Origin of the sequence: Psychrobacter sp. K31L (assembly GCF_017942195.1) — a bacterium.
GTDB lineage: Bacteria > Pseudomonadota > Gammaproteobacteria > Pseudomonadales > Moraxellaceae > Psychrobacter > Psychrobacter glaciei.
In genome coordinates this window covers 40,303-58,991 of the sequence record NZ_JAGKSC010000006.1, presented here as the reverse complement: position 1 = coordinate 58,991, position 18,689 = coordinate 40,303, and the positions used below count along the sequence as shown (strand labels likewise).

Annotated in this window: 19 protein-coding genes; 8 read left to right on the top strand and 11 right to left on the bottom strand. The window is 42.8% G+C overall.

From position 1 onward, the window contains the following. Nucleotides 1-66: 66 nt before the first annotated feature. Nucleotides 67-588, bottom strand: coding sequence for an RNA pyrophosphohydrolase (locus J5X94_RS10520; protein ID WP_194620922.1), 522 nt, complete (start codon nucleotides 586-588; stop codon nucleotides 67-69). 540 nt (nucleotides 589-1,128) lie between these two features. Between J5X94_RS10520 and J5X94_RS10515 the strand changes: the two genes are divergently transcribed. Next, nucleotides 1,129-1,542, top strand: a complete 414-nt coding sequence (locus J5X94_RS10515) for an OsmC family protein (protein ID WP_210541226.1) — start codon at nucleotides 1,129-1,131, stop codon at nucleotides 1,540-1,542. 14 nt (nucleotides 1,543-1,556) lie between these two features. Next, complete coding sequence (locus J5X94_RS10510) at nucleotides 1,557-1,982, top strand: MAPEG family protein (protein ID WP_010197893.1); 426 nt, start codon at nucleotides 1,557-1,559, stop codon at nucleotides 1,980-1,982. A gap of 48 nt (nucleotides 1,983-2,030) precedes the next feature. Here J5X94_RS10510 and J5X94_RS10505 read toward each other — a convergent pair whose 3' ends face one another. The 7 genes from J5X94_RS10505 to J5X94_RS10475 form a co-directional block, all read right to left on the bottom strand. Continuing rightward, nucleotides 2,031-3,050: a tRNA dihydrouridine synthase gene (locus J5X94_RS10505; protein ID WP_201590056.1), complete on the bottom strand. Its 1,020-nt coding sequence runs from the start codon at nucleotides 3,048-3,050 to the stop codon at nucleotides 2,031-2,033. Nucleotides 3,051-3,126: 76 nt separating this feature from the next. Then, entirely contained in the window at nucleotides 3,127-4,626 is a 1,500-nt protein-coding gene (locus J5X94_RS10500) for a UvrD-helicase domain-containing protein (protein WP_194620920.1), read from the bottom strand. 350 nt (nucleotides 4,627-4,976) lie between these two features. After that, nucleotides 4,977-5,834, bottom strand: a complete 858-nt coding sequence (gene tatC / locus J5X94_RS10495; protein WP_210541225.1) for a twin-arginine translocase subunit TatC — start codon at nucleotides 5,832-5,834, stop codon at nucleotides 4,977-4,979. Then, the gene (gene tatB / locus J5X94_RS10490; protein WP_210541224.1) at nucleotides 5,834-6,532 is read right to left on the bottom strand and encodes a Sec-independent protein translocase protein TatB; all 699 of its coding nucleotides are present in this window, start codon (nucleotides 6,530-6,532) and stop codon (nucleotides 5,834-5,836) included. Before tatB ends, tatC begins: the two co-directional genes overlap by 1 nt. Nucleotides 6,533-6,594: 62 nt before the next feature. Continuing rightward, nucleotides 6,595-6,864 (bottom strand): Sec-independent protein translocase subunit TatA, encoded by a 270-nt coding sequence (gene tatA, locus J5X94_RS10485; protein ID WP_189586058.1) that lies wholly within the window; start codon nucleotides 6,862-6,864, stop codon nucleotides 6,595-6,597. A 231-nt stretch (nucleotides 6,865-7,095) separates the two neighbouring features. Further along, nucleotides 7,096-7,959 (bottom strand): phosphoribosyl-AMP cyclohydrolase, encoded by an 864-nt coding sequence (hisI, locus tag J5X94_RS10480; RefSeq protein WP_210541223.1) that lies wholly within the window; start codon nucleotides 7,957-7,959, stop codon nucleotides 7,096-7,098. Nucleotides 7,960-8,011: 52 nt separating this feature from the next. Next, entirely contained in the window at nucleotides 8,012-8,455 is a 444-nt protein-coding gene (locus tag J5X94_RS10475) for a thioesterase family protein (protein WP_194620917.1), read from the bottom strand. A 668-nt stretch (nucleotides 8,456-9,123) separates the two neighbouring features. Between J5X94_RS10475 and rpmI the strand changes: the two genes are divergently transcribed. The 5 genes from rpmI to J5X94_RS10450 all read left to right on the top strand — a co-directional run bounded on the left by rpmI (nucleotide 9,124) and on the right by J5X94_RS10450 (nucleotide 14,359). Next, nucleotides 9,124-9,321, top strand: coding sequence for a 50S ribosomal protein L35 (gene rpmI / locus J5X94_RS10470; RefSeq protein ID WP_010197866.1), 198 nt, complete (start codon nucleotides 9,124-9,126; stop codon nucleotides 9,319-9,321). Nucleotides 9,322-9,471: 150 nt separating this feature from the next. Beyond that, nucleotides 9,472-9,828: a 50S ribosomal protein L20 gene (gene rplT, locus J5X94_RS10465; protein WP_010197865.1), complete on the top strand. Its 357-nt coding sequence runs from the start codon at nucleotides 9,472-9,474 to the stop codon at nucleotides 9,826-9,828. A gap of 433 nt (nucleotides 9,829-10,261) precedes the next feature. Then, entirely contained in the window at nucleotides 10,262-11,317 is a 1,056-nt protein-coding gene (gene pheS, locus J5X94_RS10460; RefSeq protein ID WP_210541222.1) for a phenylalanine--tRNA ligase subunit alpha, read from the top strand. 82 nt (nucleotides 11,318-11,399) lie between these two features. Beyond that, nucleotides 11,400-13,814, top strand: coding sequence for a phenylalanine--tRNA ligase subunit beta (gene pheT, locus J5X94_RS10455; protein WP_210541221.1), 2,415 nt, complete (start codon nucleotides 11,400-11,402; stop codon nucleotides 13,812-13,814). Between the two features lie 245 nt (nucleotides 13,815-14,059). Beyond that, complete coding sequence (locus J5X94_RS10450; RefSeq protein ID WP_010197859.1) at nucleotides 14,060-14,359, top strand: integration host factor subunit alpha; 300 nt, start codon at nucleotides 14,060-14,062, stop codon at nucleotides 14,357-14,359. 224 nt (nucleotides 14,360-14,583) lie between these two features. Here the strand turns inward: J5X94_RS10450 and J5X94_RS10445 are convergent, their stop codons facing one another. After that, a complete protein-coding gene (locus J5X94_RS10445) occupies nucleotides 14,584-14,940 on the bottom strand; it encodes a hypothetical protein (RefSeq protein ID WP_189586073.1) in 357 nt (118 codons plus the stop codon). Between the two features lie 526 nt (nucleotides 14,941-15,466). Here J5X94_RS10445 and J5X94_RS10440 point away from each other — a divergent pair. Then, a complete protein-coding gene (locus J5X94_RS10440) occupies nucleotides 15,467-16,354 on the top strand; it encodes a neutral zinc metallopeptidase (RefSeq protein ID WP_194620913.1) in 888 nt (295 codons plus the stop codon). A gap of 136 nt (nucleotides 16,355-16,490) precedes the next feature. Here J5X94_RS10440 and J5X94_RS10435 read toward each other — a convergent pair whose 3' ends face one another. Both J5X94_RS10435 and rho read right to left on the bottom strand, forming a co-directional pair. Then, on the bottom strand, nucleotides 16,491-16,724 hold the full coding sequence (locus J5X94_RS10435) for a hypothetical protein (RefSeq protein ID WP_194620912.1): 234 nt from the start codon (nucleotides 16,722-16,724) through the stop codon (nucleotides 16,491-16,493). Nucleotides 16,725-17,018: 294 nt separating this feature from the next. Continuing rightward, nucleotides 17,019-18,287, bottom strand: coding sequence for a transcription termination factor Rho (rho, locus tag J5X94_RS10430; protein ID WP_010197854.1), 1,269 nt, complete (start codon nucleotides 18,285-18,287; stop codon nucleotides 17,019-17,021). Between the last annotated feature and the right edge of the window lie 402 nt (nucleotides 18,288-18,689).

Below are 18,689 nucleotides of genomic sequence, written 5' to 3'. Positions count from 1 at the left end.
GCCCACATTAATATCTACGCTTTTTAGATATCAATGTGAGCATGTGTTTTGTATTAAACTGTCTATTTACTCCATTAACAAGTGATTGTCTTGCTCAGGAATAATAAGCTCTTGTCTAAGTGGTAGTTCGCGTGCCAGTTCTTGCAAGGCGCGACGATATACTCCGCGTTTAAAGTGAATCACTTGTCCGAGTGGATACCAGTAGCTGACCCATTGCCAATGGTCAAATTCCGGTTTTCCCTCATCAAAGCGGATGTGTTGAGTATTTGGCTCATCTAAGCGCAGCAAAAACCACTTTTGTTTTTGCCCAATACATAAAGGGTGCTGTCCGTGACGGACATAGCGTTTTGGCAGGCGATAGCGCAACCAATCTTGCGTGACTGCCAATAAGTCCACATGACGCGGATGTAAACCGACCTCTTCCCAGAGTTCGCGATACATCGCATCCATCGGCGTCTCTCCACGGTCGATGCCGCCCTGCGGAAATTGCCAAGCGTTGTGACCAATGCGTTTTGCCCACAGAACTTGCCCTTGTGTATTTGCCAAGATGATACCGACATTGGCGCGAAAGCCGTCTGCATCTATCATGACTAAACCTTTTAATATGTCTAAAAATAGCTTATTCCCACATAACACCGTGACAGCAATCATAATTATTATAGGGTGACTGTTATCGATATCAGGCAAAAATAAGATTCATTACCGTTATTAAACCAAGAAACAAGCAAAATGTGTAACAGTATTTTGCTATAAAATGTTTCACGAGTTTAGTCCTTTAAAATCAGTGAGTTAGAAATGGGTTTTTGTAAGCCGATTTTAGGCATTATGAAGACAAACCTAGGTCACAGTAAAAAATCTGTGTTCAGTGTAAGGCTACGAGTCTGGCTAGCGAAAGTGTACCCTCGAAAACAGACTCACCGAGCGCTCATGGCGATAATCTGACAAGAATAATCTAGGGCGTGTTCTCACTTTGAATTCATTTAGATCATTATCGATAGAATGGAGGGTGTACCCTAAGACAATGGCTGTATAAAATCTCGCTTTGGCTTATGCTACACTAGCCAAGCAGCATATCTTTCAAACAATAAAAAATAGGCAATACGTCAATTAAAATAAGGAATATCTACAATGTCAGAGTCAAAAGCAAGCGTCACATGGCAAGAGAACAAAGCCTTTATGGGCATGTCACCATCAGGACATAATGTACAAATAGATGCTGATAAAGAAAAAGGTTCAAGCCCGATGGAGCTGATCTTACTAGGGCTGGGTGGCTGTGCGAGCTACGATGTGGTAGCGATTTTACAAAAGTCACGCCAAGAGGTGACAGACGTGAGTTGTGAACTGACCGCGCAGCGTGCCGAAACTGTACCAGCAGTATATACCGATATCCACATGCACTTTGTTGTAACAGGGCAAGATATCAAAGACAAGCAGGTTGAGAAGGCCATTCATTTATCAGCAGAAAAATACTGCTCTGCCAGTAGAATGTTGGTACAAGGTGGGGTGAATATTACCCACGATTTTGAAGTGATTGCAGGGTAGGGGCAAATAGAACAATGAATGTATTTTTTGGGTTAATCCCTGATACAGCAGCGTCAGCGATCTGGGCGATGGTGGTAGCAAGCTTATTACCATGGGCGGTATCAATAGTTGCAAAAGCATCTGGCGGCTTTAAGTTCAGAAATAATGCGCATCCACGTGATTTTTTTCAGCATGCGACAGGGGTTGCAGCACGAGCTAATGCTGCACAGCAAAACAGCTATGAGACTTTGCCTATATTTTTGGCCGCAGTAATAACAGCGATGCTATTTTTTGTACCGCAATCGATTATCAATGTATTGGCTTGGCTATATGTGTTGATTCGTATCGGTTTTTGCGTGGCTTATATTACTAATTTGGCAATGTTTCGTTCTATCCTTTGGGCGTTATCGATGGCTTGTTCTTTGATGCTATTCTATCTAGCTATTCGAGTGAGTGTTTAGCGTTATTTGTTTCGTTAAGGTGCCAGTTTGAGAGAGAGGCAGTTATGATTATCGTACACTCATTCGTAGTGCACTAATGATAACTGCTTTATTTTTTTCTCGTTTGATACTGTCCCATAATATTTTTGCCTCGCTATAACCTTTGGTGAGCATCGCTAACCACTGCTTGTAACGACCAACCAATATCACTTCAGTTTTAGCCTGACCTTCCAAGAATTTTATCTGATGTGCAATTAAATCTTCCCATGCTAAAACAGTCAACGTTTCTGCATCATCGATATTGGCATCAACCTGCGCAATCAAATCGGGACGAGTGACCGCGCCGCGACCCAACATCAAATGCTCTGTACCTGCTTGCGTCATACAATTTTGTGCATGCTCTGCATTCCATATTTCGCCATTGGCAATGACGGGAATATCAAGCGCATTAAAGCTTTGAATCTTGTCCCAATAGGCTGGTGGCTTATATCCTTGGGTTTTGGTTCGTGCATGAATGGTCAGCCAATCAGCACCACTGTCGTTAATAGCGCCGCGAATATCATCCATGCGACTGGTATCGGTATAGCCTAAACGTATTTTGGCCGAGACTGGAATGTCGGCAGGAACCGCTTGACGCACCGCACTGATAATTTGATACATGGTTTCGGGTTCATCCAATAATACTGAACCACCACGATGGCTGTTTACCGTTTTAGCAGGGCAACCAAAATTGATATCAATGGCAGGTGCACCAAGCTCGGCAGCATATGCCGCATTGTCTGCCATGAGTTGCGCTTCACTACCAAGTAACTGGATATGAATCGGTGTGCCGCAGGCAGTCTTGGCATCATGACGCAACTCTGGAACGTATTTATAAAATACATGCGCTGGCAAGACGTGTTGGGTCACGCGGATAAACTCGCTCACCGACCAGTCATAGGGACGACCTAAATCTGCCGCAATCTGCGTTAGGATTTGCCGCATTAATGGATCGGTTAGGCCTTCCATTGGCGCAAGTAAGCGGACAGGATTGGCAAATAACTGACGGATGGTGTTTTGACGTGCTTGAAGTTGCTGACTATTATTCATGCTTGTTATTCACTGCTAAAAGGTCGTTATAAATAGAGGTAGACTAGGAATTCAAATTGACAACTACGAAGAGGGATTAAGTATTGCCAAAAATCACTTTTTTGCCTGTCTGTAATCCTGATATCAAGTCTTTGATATTATGGATGTCCAAATTACTCTGCGCACGTGTACAAGCAACGTAGAGCAAACGCAATTCTTCTGGGCTTATCTTGACGGCATTGGTGGTGACATCATAATAAAAATCATCGTCTAACTGTACCTTTCCCCATTCAAGCCCTTTGGCTTTGTGAGCGGTAGAGATGACATAGTCGGCATTTTCGATACTCGTTAGGCTATTGACTGCCTGGCTTAATACATTGGTGCCATGGTCATCGACCAATTTCACCAGAGTTTTGAGATCGCTGCCTTCGTTGGTTTCAGCATATTCTTGTACATCAGACCAGTTATAGAAATATGCCAGCTCTGGCACACCATACGCCGATTTGCCATTTTTTAAATTTTCGGCGGCCTGACAGAATTTCAGCATACGCTCGGTATCGGCTTGCAATGCCACGCGGTGTCCTAGCTTAAGTCCGGTCAATAATTGCGACATCGCAGCAGCATTGGTGCGGCACAGAATGGCATCTTTTTTACTATGAACCATACCTTTTTCAGTAGAAGACTGCTTGTTAGGATTGCCTTTTAACGGTACCTCTTCTTGCAATGCTTTGAGCAAAGTGTTGGCAACCTCAGCAATTGGCTCACCGAAACGAAACGACTGCGTCAATAAGGTTTGCGGCAATGGCAGCTTTTTCATTGCATTGACCGCGCCGCGCCACTCATAAATCTGCTGGTGCGCATCGCCGACATAAATGACTTGCCGTGGTTGCTGCGTCAAAATTCCCATCATCAATGGGTCAGCATCTTGCGCTTCATCAAATAATATAAAGTCCGCAGGGATACTTGGCTTAGATAGGGCCCAAAGTTTGAGATAAATGTCATGCCCGATGCCAGCAGGGTGACGTGCATCAATCGACTGTAGCCAGCGTTGCTCTACGGCAGGGTAGAGCATCTCACGTAATTGCTCTGCATCTGAGTCATCGAGCCAGCTTGGGAATAGTATGTGCCTTGGTGCCGGATAGCTGGCATGCGTACTACAAAAGTTGCTGACTGCGTCACTAACGAATCGAGCTAATCTCGCAGGCGTGAGCGTAATGTATTTATTAATGCCATCCATTTGTCGGCGTACTTGTACCGGTTGCAGGCCCAAATCGTCGCCAAGACGCTTGGGTGAAAAGCGCGGTAACGACAGCTTGGCAGTAATATCACGGGCGACATGCCGATAAGCAAGCGAATGAAAGGTGCGACATTCCACATGGGATGGAAACTTTGAACGAGCGTCATTGGCAATTGTTTTGTTAAAGGCTAAATATAAGCCGCGTCCACGTAGGCGCTCACCGATTAGTTTTAGCGTCGTGGTTTTACCAGCACCCGCATAAGCGACCACTTTAAATGATTTGTGATCCATCGCCATATTAAGCGCGCTCAGCTGCTCATCAGTGGGATCGCTCATATAAGCTGGCATAGATGCGGACATAATAAAGCTACCTAAAAGACTAAAAGTGAGTAAAAACGATGGGGGTAAAAAAAGCCACTGGATAAGCAATGGCTGGCGAACAATGATGACGCTTAGTAAGACTGATAACTATAGTGAATTCACTTTAAAACAGATACAGTGCGACTGGGATGAATTTTTCGTAGCCTCTGTGATAGCAGCAAGCAAGGAAAATTTATACCAGCTGTACTTAACTAGTCATGTATCCATTTTGTTTTGGACTGACTATACTAAGCTAATAAATGAGATAGAGGAAAGTCAAAAATAATTGCCAATAAAAACATTAGCATTTATTGATGCGTCAAAACATAGCGAATATAGGGGTTGTTTTTTTACTCTTTATCTACGGCTGCTAAATCAGGACTAGACTTTTCTTTGATTAAGATTTTTGCTAATAACAGACCCAGCTCAAACAATAGCCACATAGGGATGGCGAGTAATAACATCGACACGCCATCGGGTGGTGTGACGACTGCAGACACAGCAAAACAACCAACGATAATATAACGACGTTTATCTTCTAGAGTCTGAATGGAGACAATCCCCACCAATATCAATAGTAAGGTGACGACGGGAATCTCAAAAGTCAGGCCAAACACCATAAATAGCTTAAGCGCAAAACTTAAATAGCTATCGATATCCGTCATTGGCAAGACGTTCTGCGGGGCAAACATGATAAAGAATTTTAAGACGCCTTTTAGCACGATAAAGTAAGAAAAAGCCACGCCCGCATAAAACAAAAAGATAGATGACATCAGCACAGGGATAGCGATTTTTTTCTCTTTTTTATATAACCCAGGTGCGACAAAAGACCAAATTTGGTACAAAATATAAGGCATGGCAAAGAAGGCCGCGACAAAGACAGTCAGGCGTATTGGTGCCATAAAGTTAGAGGTAATATCCGTGGCAATCATCGTCGAATTGGCAGGTAGCTGCGCGACCAATGGATCGGATAAGAAATTATAGAGCTCGCGTGAGAATCCAGCCAAGGCTAAAAATATGACCAACACTGCCACGCATATTTTGATCAGATGCGAGCGTAGCTCAATCAGGTGCTCAGTGATGGGCATATCAGCCAATGAACTTAATATATCACCAGATTTCTCGTTACTGGCTGTTTCAGTTGTTTTTTCTAAATCTGCATCTGCAATTTTTTCTTGACGACTTTTTTTGCGCTTAAATAAATTCATCAATCAGTCTCCTGCTTATTGACAGAAGCCTGTGTTTTTGAAGAAAGATCTAAATGGCTGTTTAATAATTTATCTGCTTTGTAATTCGGTAAATAGGGCGGCTGTGGCAAACGACGCGCTTTATCATAAGCGCCCAGACGGAACCACATATTTTCCCACGGTTTGGTGGTGATGATTTGAGCAATTGGTTGAATATTATCACTAGAGGCAGTTTTTGAGGTTTCGTCGTCAGTACCGTGTTTCAATAATTGCTCAGAATCTGCTGATTTTTCGTCTTGCCCGTAGGCGTAGTCAAACGCCTTTGGCGTGACAGGTGGCGTATTTTTTTGATCACTATTATCTTGCTGATTATTGCTTATTTTGTTATTGCGATGGTCAGCGTCTAGATCATGTGTGGCTTTCAGAGTCTGGTTTTGTGAAGACTCAAACTCCTGCATACTGCCGCGCATTTCTGCCATCTCACGCCGCATTTCTGCCTCAGTTTCGCGGATTTTAGCCAGCTCTTTTTGCATTTGTTGCCGTGTTTCAGCTAGGTCTAGCTCAGCCTCTATTTCAGACTGTAAGGTAGAGACTGTACGGCGAATTTTGGCATACCACTGCCCAGCAGTACGTGCTGCTTGTGGCAGTTTTTCTGGGCCCAAGACAATTAAGGCAATGACGCCAAAGAGGAGTAATTCAGAAAACCCAATGTCAAACATAATGGTTGATTATCACTATCTAGATGCCAGCAGTATCATACCCAGCACTATACTTGGTATTATCAATGGTGCTTATCGTCAACAGGTGCAGTATTGATATCGCTATCCTGTACCTTACTGGTTGCCGCGTGATCTGTTGGGTGTGCATTGCCATCATGGTCGAGAACTGCATGCTTTTTGGCATGCTCTGTATTCTCATCTTTGACCGCTTCTTTAAAGCCTTTGACGGCACCGCCCAAATCCTTGCCCGCATTTCTAAGTTTTGAGGTGCCAAATACGACCACCACTACCACCAATAATATCAGCCAATGTGTAATGGAAAAACTGCCCATAATGATATCCTTAATGTCTTGATTGTAATATCTATATATGAATGCTTTTATGTTATAGAATATTGATCTGTTAAACAAAAAAATATAGATAAAAGATGCGAAGCTAAAAGAGCTATATTATAACCTGCCATTGTGACAAAAAGGTGAAAGCAATCATAATCAAAACAAGTAGAGATTTGTTTTACGACTTCGCCTGTTATCGTTACTGTATTAACTTTACCGTGTTACAATTTATCGCGAGGCCTTTTCATCGATGCCTGATAGCCCAAAGCGACGACCCAGCTCGTTTAACACAGCATCCGACTCTATATCGAACCACGCTAGCCCCACCAACGTATGAAACCAGACATCGGCAACCTCATAAATGAGCTCATGACGAGCCTCGTCATATTGTGCTTTGTTAGTTTTCTCATCGCAATTGGCAAAGTCTTTGGCAGCGATAATGCTTTCTGTGCTTTCTTCGCCCACTTTTTCTAGGATTTTATTCAACCCTTTTGCATATAAGCTTGCCACATAAGAGCTGTCGGCATCCGCTTGTTTGCGCTCTGCCAATACGTTATCAAGTTGCTGTAAAATGGAGGTGTTACCTGTTGCGGTATTATGATCTTCAACTGCGTTATTCGTACTATCCGCATCCATAGCATCGTTTGTATCGGTGTTATGGCTGTGAGAAGTAGCGCCAGACGCTTCAGAAGATTGATAAATATCTGCTGGGTCTTTTAGTACTTTATCGACGGTTTGCCATTCAGGGGCCTGCCCAGACAAATCCAAACGCTGATAAAAGCAAGACTCGCGACCAGTATGACAAGCGATACCACCAGCCTGAGTCACACTCAATACAATCACATCAGCATCACAATCTAAGCGAATATCATGGACAGTCTGAGTATGTCCTGATGATTCGCCCTTATGCCACAGCTTGGCACGTGAACGTGAAAAATACACGGCAGTTTTTGTTTGTGCTGTTAATTGAAGTGCTTCAGCATTCATCCAGGCCATCATCAAAATGCGCCCTGACTCGTGATCTTGAGCAATCGCAGGAATCAAACCATCAGCGTTAAACTTTATGGCAGTTAGCCAAGCAGGTAAAGTCATAATCTGTCTATCGTCTTATAATTAGGAAGTGGTCATTAGTCAGTAAGAAAAGTTAAAGCTCGAATAAATGCGGATATAAGGCTTTCTTAATCGTATTATCCAGCGTGGTTATTTTATTTAGGCGAAAATCATAATTGACAAAATGCTGCCTTGCCTTTGCCACTATTTCGCCATTGTGCATACGCATGGCTTTAAACACAATATTGCCACCATTATCACATAATGGCTCAACGCCGACCTCAAACAAAAGCTCTTCACGTGCCCGTACACAGCTAAAAATGCTCAGCTGTAGCTTATTAATAATCAAGCCTTGATGATCGGCATTGATCTCTTTAATCCCTTTAGAGTATAAAAAGCGCTGCATTGCTTCAGTCAGTAGGGCGGTCAATGATTGCAGTGCTAAATGCTGACCCATATCAATTTCGGTATTGCGCACCCGCATCACCGTTTCAAACACAAATATTCCGTCATCAAAGTTTAGTTCTTGGTTTGACAACGTCGTCTCCTAGAGTGATTGTCCATAATCAGTTGTTCTGTTGAGCAATTGGCAAGCTAGCCGAATAGTTAAAAATAAACATGCATCGTATGATCTACGGTCAGTAGATGCGGTAATTGGCGTTGTTTATTGGCACTTAAAATGTAGCGACGCTCAGTCTCTACTTAAGCACAGCTTAAACCGAGATTCAATCTATTTACAAAAAAATTCGTGGTTTATGAATCTTTATAGAGATTTCAATAATGTATGGTGCTATCGAACATGATTCAATAGTACCTGACATGAGTTTTTATTCAGCAACAAATATGAAATGAGGCAAAGAGCGCTGAAGCCTTGTGTCTGGTTTATGGTAAATAATTAATTGTGGCTGCATGATTATTAGCGCTATTTTATCTTATTCATATCTTATAAATTAATGATGGCTAAAAAAGAGAGGCCTTTATGACGCTTAAAACGGCTAGGACATGTACTTTTGTTAAGACGAATGACAAGCATGAATTGTCCATTAGGACAGGGCTGAAACTTTACTTGGCAAAATAGCACACTATCTGCTAAAATAGCGCCTCCCACCTCGAGGCAAATAGAGGTTTAGTGGTTGTTTTTAAAGCCACTATTCATTCTAACTATTTGACGACCAGGTTCTATTAAAGACAAAGAGGCAAATCATCATGAAAGTTAAGATGAAAACCAGAAGCGGTGCAGCTAAACGCTTCAAAAAAACAGCAAACGGCTTCAAGCGTAAGCAAGCAAACAAAAGCCATATCTTGACCAAGAAATCAGCTAAGCGTATTCGCCAGTTGCGCGGTCTTAAGATGGTGGACAAGTCTGACGAAGCAGCAGTTCGTCGTATGTGCCCATACATCTAATAGCCTATCGTCATATGTATTTAATCAAGCGCTGTTTAATTCATAGCTACTTAGTTAAAAATATTTGACCTTGCAATTTGATAACGATGTCTACTATTTGATGACATCGTGATTCGTTTAATAATGATTAACAATATCTTGGAGTAATTTATGGCCCGTGTAAAACGTGGTGTACAGGCGAATCGTCGTCACAAAAAAATCTTAAAGCGCGCAAAAGGCTACTACGGTGCCCGTTCACGTGTTTACCGCGTAGCGGTACAAGCAGTGACCAAAGCTGGTCAATATGCTTATCGTGACCGTCGCAACAAAAAACGTACCTTCCGTCGTCTTTGGATTGCACGTATCAATGCTGGTGCACGCTTAAACGGCTTAAGCTATAGCCGCTTTATCAATGGTATGAAAAAAGCCAACATCTCAATCGATCGTCGCGTACTTGCTGACATCGCTATGCATGATGCAGCGACTTTCACAGCATTGGTTGAAAAAGCAAAAGCGGAACTAGCATAAATATTAACTATCCTTTAGATATTAAATAGATATAACGCTTATCTGATTAAGCATCTAAACGAATAGGACTAATATTGATTAATAGGTCGATATTAATAAAAGCTACCGCTGGTCGGTGGCTTTTTTTATATTAAATTATTTTACGACTAATTTTATTAATGCTTAAGCTTCTTGTGCTTTTCGTGATATTGCACATTTAATCGTCTAAATATTCAAGCCATTCACATAACTGGTATTTATTTTTTGTTATTCGAAAGTAGTTAGGTACAATTAGCGAAACAAAAGTAGTTAATTAAAAATAACTAATTACGAGCAACTAATTGAAAGTAGCTAAATACGAATAACTAATTAAAAGTAACTGGGTAAATGGTTTGCAATATTTGGTCAAATCCCTACAATTAATAGTCTGTTTAAATCAGGAATGATGCGTCTTATGACTACCCCTGTTGCCACCAACGATTTGTCGGCGCTACCGACCTTATCTTCAGAGCTTAATGAGCTTAATGAAGCTCAGCTGACTGAATTTGCCAGTGCTGCTGAATCTTTAATCTTACAAGTAACTGATGCGCGTGTGCTGCAAGAGTTGCGTGTGCAATTGACTGGCAAAAAGAGCCCATTAACCGGCTGGTCGAAGCAGATGGGTAAGCTCAGTGCTGACGATAAAAAAACTTACGGTGGCTGGTTACATCAAGTGCGGAGCCGTATTCAAGAATCGTTGACCAATCAGCAGCAGCAGCTGGAAGTCGCGGCATTAAATGCCAAGCTTGCAAGCGAGAGCATTGATATTACATTGCCTGCTCGCGGTGGTCAAAAAGGCCATTTGCATCCAGTGACCATGATTACCCAGCGTATGCAGCAGTATTTTATACAAGCAGGTTTTAACGTCGCCACCGGCCCTGAAGTTGAGAGCGATTACTATAACTTTGAAGCGCTTAATATCCCATCGCACCATCCTGCACGCGCGATGCACGATACATTCTACTTTGATGCGCATTATTTGTTGCGTACGCACACCAGTCCAGTGCAAATTCGCACCATGGAAAAAAATGAGCCACCGATTCGTATTATTTGTCCCGGTCGCGTCTATCGTAATGATTCAGACCAAACCCATTCGCCGATGTTCCATCAGTTAGAAGGGCTTATGGTTACTGAGTCGAGTACCTTTGCTGAGCTAAAAGGCTTGATTAGTGAGTTCTTAGAAGCTTTCTTTGCCAAAGAATTAACCGTTCGTTTCCGTCCGTCATTTTTCCCATTCACTGAGCCTTCTGCTGAAGTTGATATCTTAGATGACAATGGCAAATGGCTTGAAGTCATGGGCTGCGGTATGGTGCATCCACAAGTGCTGACCAACTGCGGTATTGATGCCGAAAAATATACGGGCTTTGCCTTTGGTATGGGTATTGAGCGCTTTGCGATGCTCTATTATGGTATTGATGATTTGCGCCTGTTTTTCCAAAACGACGTACGCTTCTTAAAACAGTTTGGCTAGCGTTTCCCTTGTTAACATAACAGGTTAATACGTCACCCTTTATTCTAAAGTCTTTATTATAAAATTCTGATCCGAGATATTTATGAAAATTAGTGAGCAGTGGCTACGTCAATGGGTAAACCCCAACAATACCAGTGAGCAGTTGGCCGAACAACTCACCATGGCAGGGCTAGAGATTGATGATCGCTATGCGGTCGCCCGTGCCTTTAGTGGTGTGGTCGTCGGTGAAGTCGTCAGCGTCGAGCAACATCCAGATGCTGATAAGCTACGCGTCACACAGGTAAATATCGGTGAAGCTGAGCTGCTACAAATCGTATGCGGTGCGCCTAATGTCACCGTTGGTATGAAAGCACCTGTTGCGACCGTTGGGGCAGTGCTCCCAAGCGATGACAAGAAAGGCTTTAAAATTAAAAATGGTAACCTACGCGGTGTCGACTCTAACGGTATGCTCTGCGGTGCTTCTGAAATTGATTTAACCGATAGCATTGATGGTCTTCTTGAGCTACCAGCTGATGCACCGATTGGTACAGATATCCGTGAATATTTAGGTCTAGATAACCAAATACTGGATATCTCTATCACACCAAACCGTGGTGATTGTTTTAGTGTCCGTGGTATTGCGCGTGAAATATCAGTCATTAACGACTTGCCAATGCAGCTGCCTGAGATTCCTACCAATGTGGTAGTTACTGATAACGGTACTGATACTGCTACGCCAGCCGTAACGGTCAATGCAGTTGAGGCGTGTCCGCGCTATTTACTACAATCAATCAGCAATATTGATCGTAGCATTGAGACACCAAAGTGGATGCAAGATGCGCTAGTGCAGTCAGGACTACGCTCACACAACTTTTTGGTTGATGTGACCAACTATGTATTGATGGAATTGGGTCAACCGCTACATGCTTTTGACGCCGATACCATTGTTGGTGATATCGTGGTTCGTTTGGCACAGCCTGCTGAGACCATTACCTTGCTGAATGAGCAAACCATTACCTTAACGGGCGATGAGTTGGTGATAGCTGATGACAAAGGTGCATTGGCGCTTGCCGGTATCATGGGTGGTCAGCGTAGTAGTGTGACTGATAGCACGACCAATATTATTGTAGAAAGCGCTTTCTTTGGTCAGCTTGCTATTGCTGCACGTGCACGCCGTTTTGGTTTGCATACTGATGCCTCACAACGCTTTGAGCGTGGCGTAGACTTTGAGTTACCTGAGCTGGCACTAGCACGCGCTGTTGATTTGATTACTAGCGTTACTGGCGGTCAGGCGGGTTTTATAGTCAAAGCGGAAAGTACTGAGCACTTGCCAGCACGTGCACCAATTACTTTGCCAATCACTAAAGTTCGTGATGTCATAGGTATTGAGATAGCGCCAGCAGTCATGGTCCGTATCTTAACTCAGTTAGGGTTTGAGGTAGAGCAGCAAGCGGATAGCCTTATTTGCAAGCCGCCTTCTTATCGTTTTGATATGAGTATTAAAGAAGATCTCATCGAAGAAATCGCTCGTATCTATGGTTATGACAATATTCCAAGCATCCTGCCGCACTTGCAGGTAAGCATGGATTATGATGATACGGCAGACTTGACGCACGAGATGAAGCTAGCACTGGTCGATAATGGCTATATGGAAGCGATCAGCTTTAGCTTTAGTGATGCAAAAATAGAAGCGTTACTTGATGATGAGGCATTAGGAGAAGTATTGGCATTAGCCAATCCTATCTCTAGTGATTTAGCAGTGATGCGTCGTACTTTGCTATCAAGTTTATTGCCTTGTGTACAATACAATCTCAATCGTCAACAGCCACGCGTACGTTTCTTTGAAACAGGTCTGAGCTTTGTTGGTCAAAGTATTAGTGATTTGGTACAGACGCCAAGTATTGCATTGGTCGCAGTCGGTAATATTTGGGATGAGCAGGCTTATCAAAACCGTGCGCTAGACTTTTATGACCTTAAGCACGATATCGAGCAACTGCTACCAGCGCAAATCGATAGCATGCGTATCCGCTACGAGCGTAGTGAGCTTGCCTTCCTACATCCGGGTCAAAGCGCCAAACTATATATCGATGATGCGTATGTCGGTTGGCTTGGTCAATTGCATCCTAATACGGCCAAACAGCTAGACTTACCGGCTACTTGGGTTGCCCAATTATCACTTGCACCTTTGCTAACGCTGGCTCGTGAACAGCAGGCGATTACCACGCCAAGTAAATTCCCACAAGTACGCCGCGATATTGCCATTTTAATAGATAGCGAAATCAGTTTACAGGCATTAGAATCGACGATTCGTGCTGCCGCAGGTGAGCTATTGACTGATCTATGGTTATTCGATGTTTACCAAGGTGATAAAGTACCAGCAGGTCAGCGCTCATTGGCATTTGCGTTGATATGGCAGGATAGATCGCAGACCTTGTCTGATGAAGCTGTGAAAACAGCGACTGACAAGGTAGTACAAGCACTAACTGAGCAACATGCTGCAAAACTACGTGACAGCTAACACATAACATTCATAATAGCCTATGCTCTGTAGCCTTTCTCGTTATGAGGCTATAGAGCATTGCTATTTATAAAGATTGTTATCTTAGATAAAATTTTATAAAAAAAGTTAAGTGGTTATTATCAAAGGATTTTAATTCAGACTTTATTAAAAGAATAACAAAAAACCTTTATACTAACTAAGCTTAACCCTCATACCGCTAAACCATGATATTCGACATCACGACATAGCATAGGAGTCGTACTGTGAGCACCTTAACCAAATCTGACATGATTGAGCATTTGATGAGTCATCTTAACCTGACACGCCAAGAAGGCCGCTGTTTGGTAGAGAATTTTTTTGATGAGTTGTCAGAGAGTTTGATTGATGGCAACGAGGTCAAGCTTTCAGGCTTTGGCAACTTCGAGCTTAAAGATAAAAGCAGCCGTCCAGGACGCAATCCTAAGACAGGAGAGCCCGTGGCTGTATCAGCACGCCGTGTGGTCACCTTTAAAACGGGGCAAAAATTTCGTCAACAGGTTGATGAGCGTCTATTCGATGAATAGCTGTCACTCATCTCTATAAAATTCTGACCAGTGAAAGATCTTATAATGTCGCGATGATTTTTCAAGATCAGTGTGCGTTGTCTATAGCTGTCAATGCAAAGTGTGACAACAAGCATTAAATATTCTAGCCCGTTATCAAATATATTAAATAATAGGCATAAAAAAAGAGAGCATAGGCTCTCTTTTTTTTTACTACAGTATATCTATCGTTGGATACGATAAAATTACTGAGCTGGTTCTTCAACAACAACTTCGTCAGATGCTGCAACAGCAGTATCAGTTTCGCTAGCCATATCTACGCTAGTAGTAGTACCGTCTACAGGAACTTCAGCGTCCATTTCGTCAGTAGCAGTTGCAGCTTGTGCATCAGCGATATCAGCTTCAGCGCCGGCAACAGCAGCGTCAGCATCAGCAGTCATTTCGCCTTCAGCAGCAGCTTCGTTTAGCTCTTCTGAAGCGTCTTGCACTTCTTCTTGCGCGTCAGATAAATCTTCAGCAGCGTTTTCTTTGTTGCTGTCACAGGCAGTTAGGCCCATAGTTGCAGTCATGATACCAGCTAGAGCAAGTAATTTAAGTTTCATAAGGTTTTCTCCGGGAAAATGAAATGAGCAGTAGCAGCAGCAAAGGTTGAATGTCCGAGATGTCTCAGAATTCAACTAGTCTTAGTCACAGCTACTCAGCTTCCACGCATTCTATATGTTTTCTTTTCAAATGAAAAGACCCTGTACAATTGAGTAACAATAAAATTGTAAAAAGTATTTTACATAGCTTATCTAATATAATTTTTAATACAACAACCTCAATTAATCGACGTATAATTAATGCAAATCGAGCCATTTTCGTAACCAATTGGCGAAAATTATGGTGTGGCGTTGCCTCTTAAATAGATTCTATTAAACAAGTTTTACTAAATAAAGTAGATATCAAGTCAATTGCTTATTAGGATGGGAACAGCCAAATATCGAAAAAACAGAATATATTTAAGGTATCTATTAATTTAAGGTATCTATTAATTGTGACTCATGGAAAGTCGAGTCAAAAACTAGACAACGTAAATAACTACCCATGCGCATGGCAGGGTGTATCGTATGTTTCGGGAGTAAGAATATGAAATGGCAAGGCAGACGAGGTAGCTCTAACGTACGCACGAGTAGCGGTGGTGGCAAAATGATTGGCGGTGGTATCGGCGGTATTATTATCGCGGGTATTTTGTGGTTAGTATTTGGCGTTAACCCCATGACCGCTTTACAAACGGGCCAAGTAGTAGCAGGTGGCGGTAGCAATACTTCAACCGAGCCGGCGACCAGTGACGATCGTGATACGCAGTTTGTAAAAGTAGTGCTAGCCGACACAGAAGAAGTGTGGCATCAAATATTTAATGAAGGTGGTAGTACTTATCAAGAGCCGTCATTGATACTCTTTAATGGACAAGTCAGCTCGGCTTGCGGTAGTGCCAGCTCTGCAACGGGTCCATTCTATTGTCCAGGAGACCAGACAGTCTATCTAGATACTTCTTTCTTTGTAGAAATGCGGCAAAACCTTGGTATTACAGGTGACCAACAAGGATCAGGTAATAGCGAAAACCAAGGAAAAGCGGGAGATTTTGCGCAAGCTTATGTGATCTCGCATGAAGTTGGTCATCATGTGCAGACGCTATTGGGTATTAGCCAACAGGTTAATGAAGCTCGTCAGCAAGTCACGCGTGCAGAAGCCAATAAGCTCTCCGTATTACAAGAGCTACAAGCTGATTGCTTCGCGGGTGTATGGGCGCAGCGTAATCAAGAACGTGTCCAGTTCTTAGAAGCGGGCGATATAGATGAAGCCATCAATGCAGCCAGCCAAATTGGTGACGATCGTTTGGCGCGTGCGAGTGGAGGCGCGGTAGTCCCTGATAACTTTACCCATGGTACCAGTCAACAGCGTGTCCAATGGTTCACTCGTGGTTTGGAGAGCGGCAATGTGCAGACCTGTGATACTTTTAGTGGGGCGTTATAGACGCACTGGCTTTTGACCAATAAACCAAATGCTAAACACAAAAAAGCCTGCAATTGATTGCAGGCTTTTTTTGTCTTAAAACATTCTAAGCAGAGTTATGCGTATACAGAATAAAAGCAGTTAACCTAATTAGAGCTTATCTGCTGTTATTTAAAATATAAGCACCAGCACCACCTATTGCAGCACCACCAAGTGCGCCACGAGCGATGTCTTTGCTATCGCCGCCACTTTTGATAAGTGCACCAGCAGCAGCGCCAGCAGCAGCACCTTTAGTCGTGTTGCTCAAACCACTGTTGTATCCGTTACAGCCGCCCATAATAAGAGCCGAGCTAGTAAGTGCAGTCATTGCAAGAGTTTTAGCAAATTTCATAATGTCACCTGTTGAGTCGTTAAATTTAAAATACAATATACATGATATTTTCGAAGACGTTCTACTATTTCCTATAGTAATCGTTTAGTACCTTTCTAGTCGTGGTAAAAACGCTAATCTTTGCAAATGTACTGTAAAGTATGTTGCCTCACTGTATCGATGGTAGCGCCTTTGCTTAGGATTATTGTATTTGATTCAATAATACGCTAACTGTTTTCGTGTGCCCTAGTTTCTTTAGTTATAAAAAAAGACCGCTTAGAAGCGATCTTTTTTATAATAGCAGTGATAAGACGATTAGTTTTGCGATTTACGTTTCATTTGCTCAAAGAATTCATCATTGGTCTTCGCTTCTTTTAAGCGATCCAATAAGAATTCGGTGGCTTGCACGCCATCCATCGGCTGTAGCAATTTGCGTAGAATCCAAACTTTGCGCAATTTATCTTCATCAAGCAGGCGCTCTTCGCGGCGAGTACCAGATTTTTTGATATTAATCGCAGGGAAGACGCGTTTTTCAGCCAAATCACGCTCAAGCGTAATCTCTTGGTTACCAGTACCTTTAAATTCTTCAAAGATAACACTGTCCATCTTACTACCGGTATCGATAAGGGCACTGGCAATAATTGTCAAGCTACCACCTTCTTCAACATTACGTGCGGCACCGAAGAAACGTTTTGGACGTTCCAGTGCATTGGCATCCAGACCACCGGTCAATACTTTACCCGATGAAGGAATGACAGTGTTATAAGCACGTGCCAGACGAGTAATAGAATCAAGTAAGATGACAACGTCTTGCTTGTGCTCCACCAGACGCTTGGCTTTCTCGATGACCATTTCGGCAACCTGTACATGGCGCTGAGGTGGCTCATCAAAGGTCGAAGCAACCACTTCACCGCGTACCGTACGTACCATCTCGGTGACTTCTTCTGGACGTTCATCGATCAGTAGCACGATTAGATAGCACTCAGGATTGTTACGAGTGATGGATTGGGCAATGGTCTGTAGCAACATCGTTTTACCGGCTTTTGGCGGTGCGACGATAATAGAGCGCTGACCTTTACCAATCGGAGCAATCAGATCTATAATACGACCAGTCAAATCCTCAGTAGTACCGTTACCTAGCTCGAGCTTTAATTGCTCGGTTGGGAATAGGGGAGTCAAGTTCTCGAAGATAAGCTTATGACGTGAGCGATCTGGGGTATCAAAGTTGATTTCACCAACTTTCAATAGCGCAAAATAACGCTCAGAATCTTTTGGCGGGCGAATGGTGCCAGCGATACTATCGCCAGTCTTTAGGCTAAAGCGACGAATTTGGCTGGGGCTGACATAGATATCATCAGGGCCTGCTAAATAAGAGCCTTCTGAGGAGCGTAAAAAACCAAAACCATCAGGGAGAACCTCAAGTACACCATCACCGTAGATGGCTTCACCGTTACGAGCATGGGTTTTTAGGATAGCAAAGATGATGTCTTGTTTACGGCTACGCGCCATATTATCAAGACCCATTTCTTTGGCGATGGCCAATAGCTCGGCGATTGAGTTTTTCTTTAATTCAGTTAGATTCATAGATAGGTCATTAGCAATTGGTCAGATGAGAGATGCCATTAGTAGCACGAATCACGATATTGATTAAAACAACGATTGTAGGGCGATAGAGGGTGTGGGCACAGAGCTGGATTTATGTAGTAAAAATTTTATGTGTCAGCTTACGTACGCGTTGCGGGTTTTGCTGCAAGGTCATAAGAAATGAAGATAAAGAAGGCCACATAAGAGTCTGCGTCAAAAACTCAGTATCAGTAATTGTGTTTAGTCATTTCGTTCAGTAATGGTGTTTATAATGACGATTGTGTTTTTGTTGATAAACACGAGGAGAATAGCGACAAGATACTTAGGAAAACCGTTAGTTTTCTCTTGTCAGCAGACTATACGGTTTTCATAATGGCATTGTCAATAATTTTTGCTAAAAAA

Bases quoted from the DNA above. Each gene is read 5' to 3' on its own strand.
- J5X94_RS10520 (WP_194620922.1), bottom strand. From the start codon at position 588: ATGATAGATGCAGACGGCTTTCGCGCCAATGTCGGTATCATCTTGGCA.
- J5X94_RS10515 (WP_210541226.1), top strand. From the start codon at position 1,129: ATGTCAGAGTCAAAAGCAAGCGTCACATGGCAAGAGAACAAAGCCTTT.
- J5X94_RS10510 (WP_010197893.1), top strand. From the start codon at position 1,557: ATGAATGTATTTTTTGGGTTAATCCCTGATACAGCAGCGTCAGCGATC.
- J5X94_RS10505 (WP_201590056.1), bottom strand. From the start codon at position 3,050: ATGAATAATAGTCAGCAACTTCAAGCACGTCAAAACACCATCCGTCAG.
- J5X94_RS10500 (WP_194620920.1), bottom strand. From the start codon at position 4,626: ATGTCCGCATCTATGCCAGCTTATATGAGCGATCCCACTGATGAGCAG.
- tatC (WP_210541225.1), bottom strand. From the start codon at position 5,834: ATGAATTTATTTAAGCGCAAAAAAAGTCGTCAAGAAAAAATTGCAGAT.
- tatB (WP_210541224.1), bottom strand. From the start codon at position 6,532: ATGTTTGACATTGGGTTTTCTGAATTACTCCTCTTTGGCGTCATTGCC.
- tatA (WP_189586058.1), bottom strand. From the start codon at position 6,864: ATGGGCAGTTTTTCCATTACACATTGGCTGATATTATTGGTGGTAGTG.
- hisI (WP_210541223.1), bottom strand. From the start codon at position 7,959: ATGACTTTACCTGCTTGGCTAACTGCCATAAAGTTTAACGCTGATGGT.
- rpmI (WP_010197866.1), top strand. From the start codon at position 9,124: ATGAAAGTTAAGATGAAAACCAGAAGCGGTGCAGCTAAACGCTTCAAA.
- rplT (WP_010197865.1), top strand. From the start codon at position 9,472: ATGGCCCGTGTAAAACGTGGTGTACAGGCGAATCGTCGTCACAAAAAA.
- pheS (WP_210541222.1), top strand. From the start codon at position 10,262: ATGACTACCCCTGTTGCCACCAACGATTTGTCGGCGCTACCGACCTTA.
- pheT (WP_210541221.1), top strand. From the start codon at position 11,400: ATGAAAATTAGTGAGCAGTGGCTACGTCAATGGGTAAACCCCAACAAT.
- J5X94_RS10445 (WP_189586073.1), bottom strand. From the start codon at position 14,940: ATGAAACTTAAATTACTTGCTCTAGCTGGTATCATGACTGCAACTATG.
- J5X94_RS10440 (WP_194620913.1), top strand. From the start codon at position 15,467: ATGAAATGGCAAGGCAGACGAGGTAGCTCTAACGTACGCACGAGTAGC.
- J5X94_RS10435 (WP_194620912.1), bottom strand. From the start codon at position 16,724: ATGAAATTTGCTAAAACTCTTGCAATGACTGCACTTACTAGCTCGGCT.
- rho (WP_010197854.1), bottom strand. From the start codon at position 18,287: ATGAATCTAACTGAATTAAAGAAAAACTCAATCGCCGAGCTATTGGCC.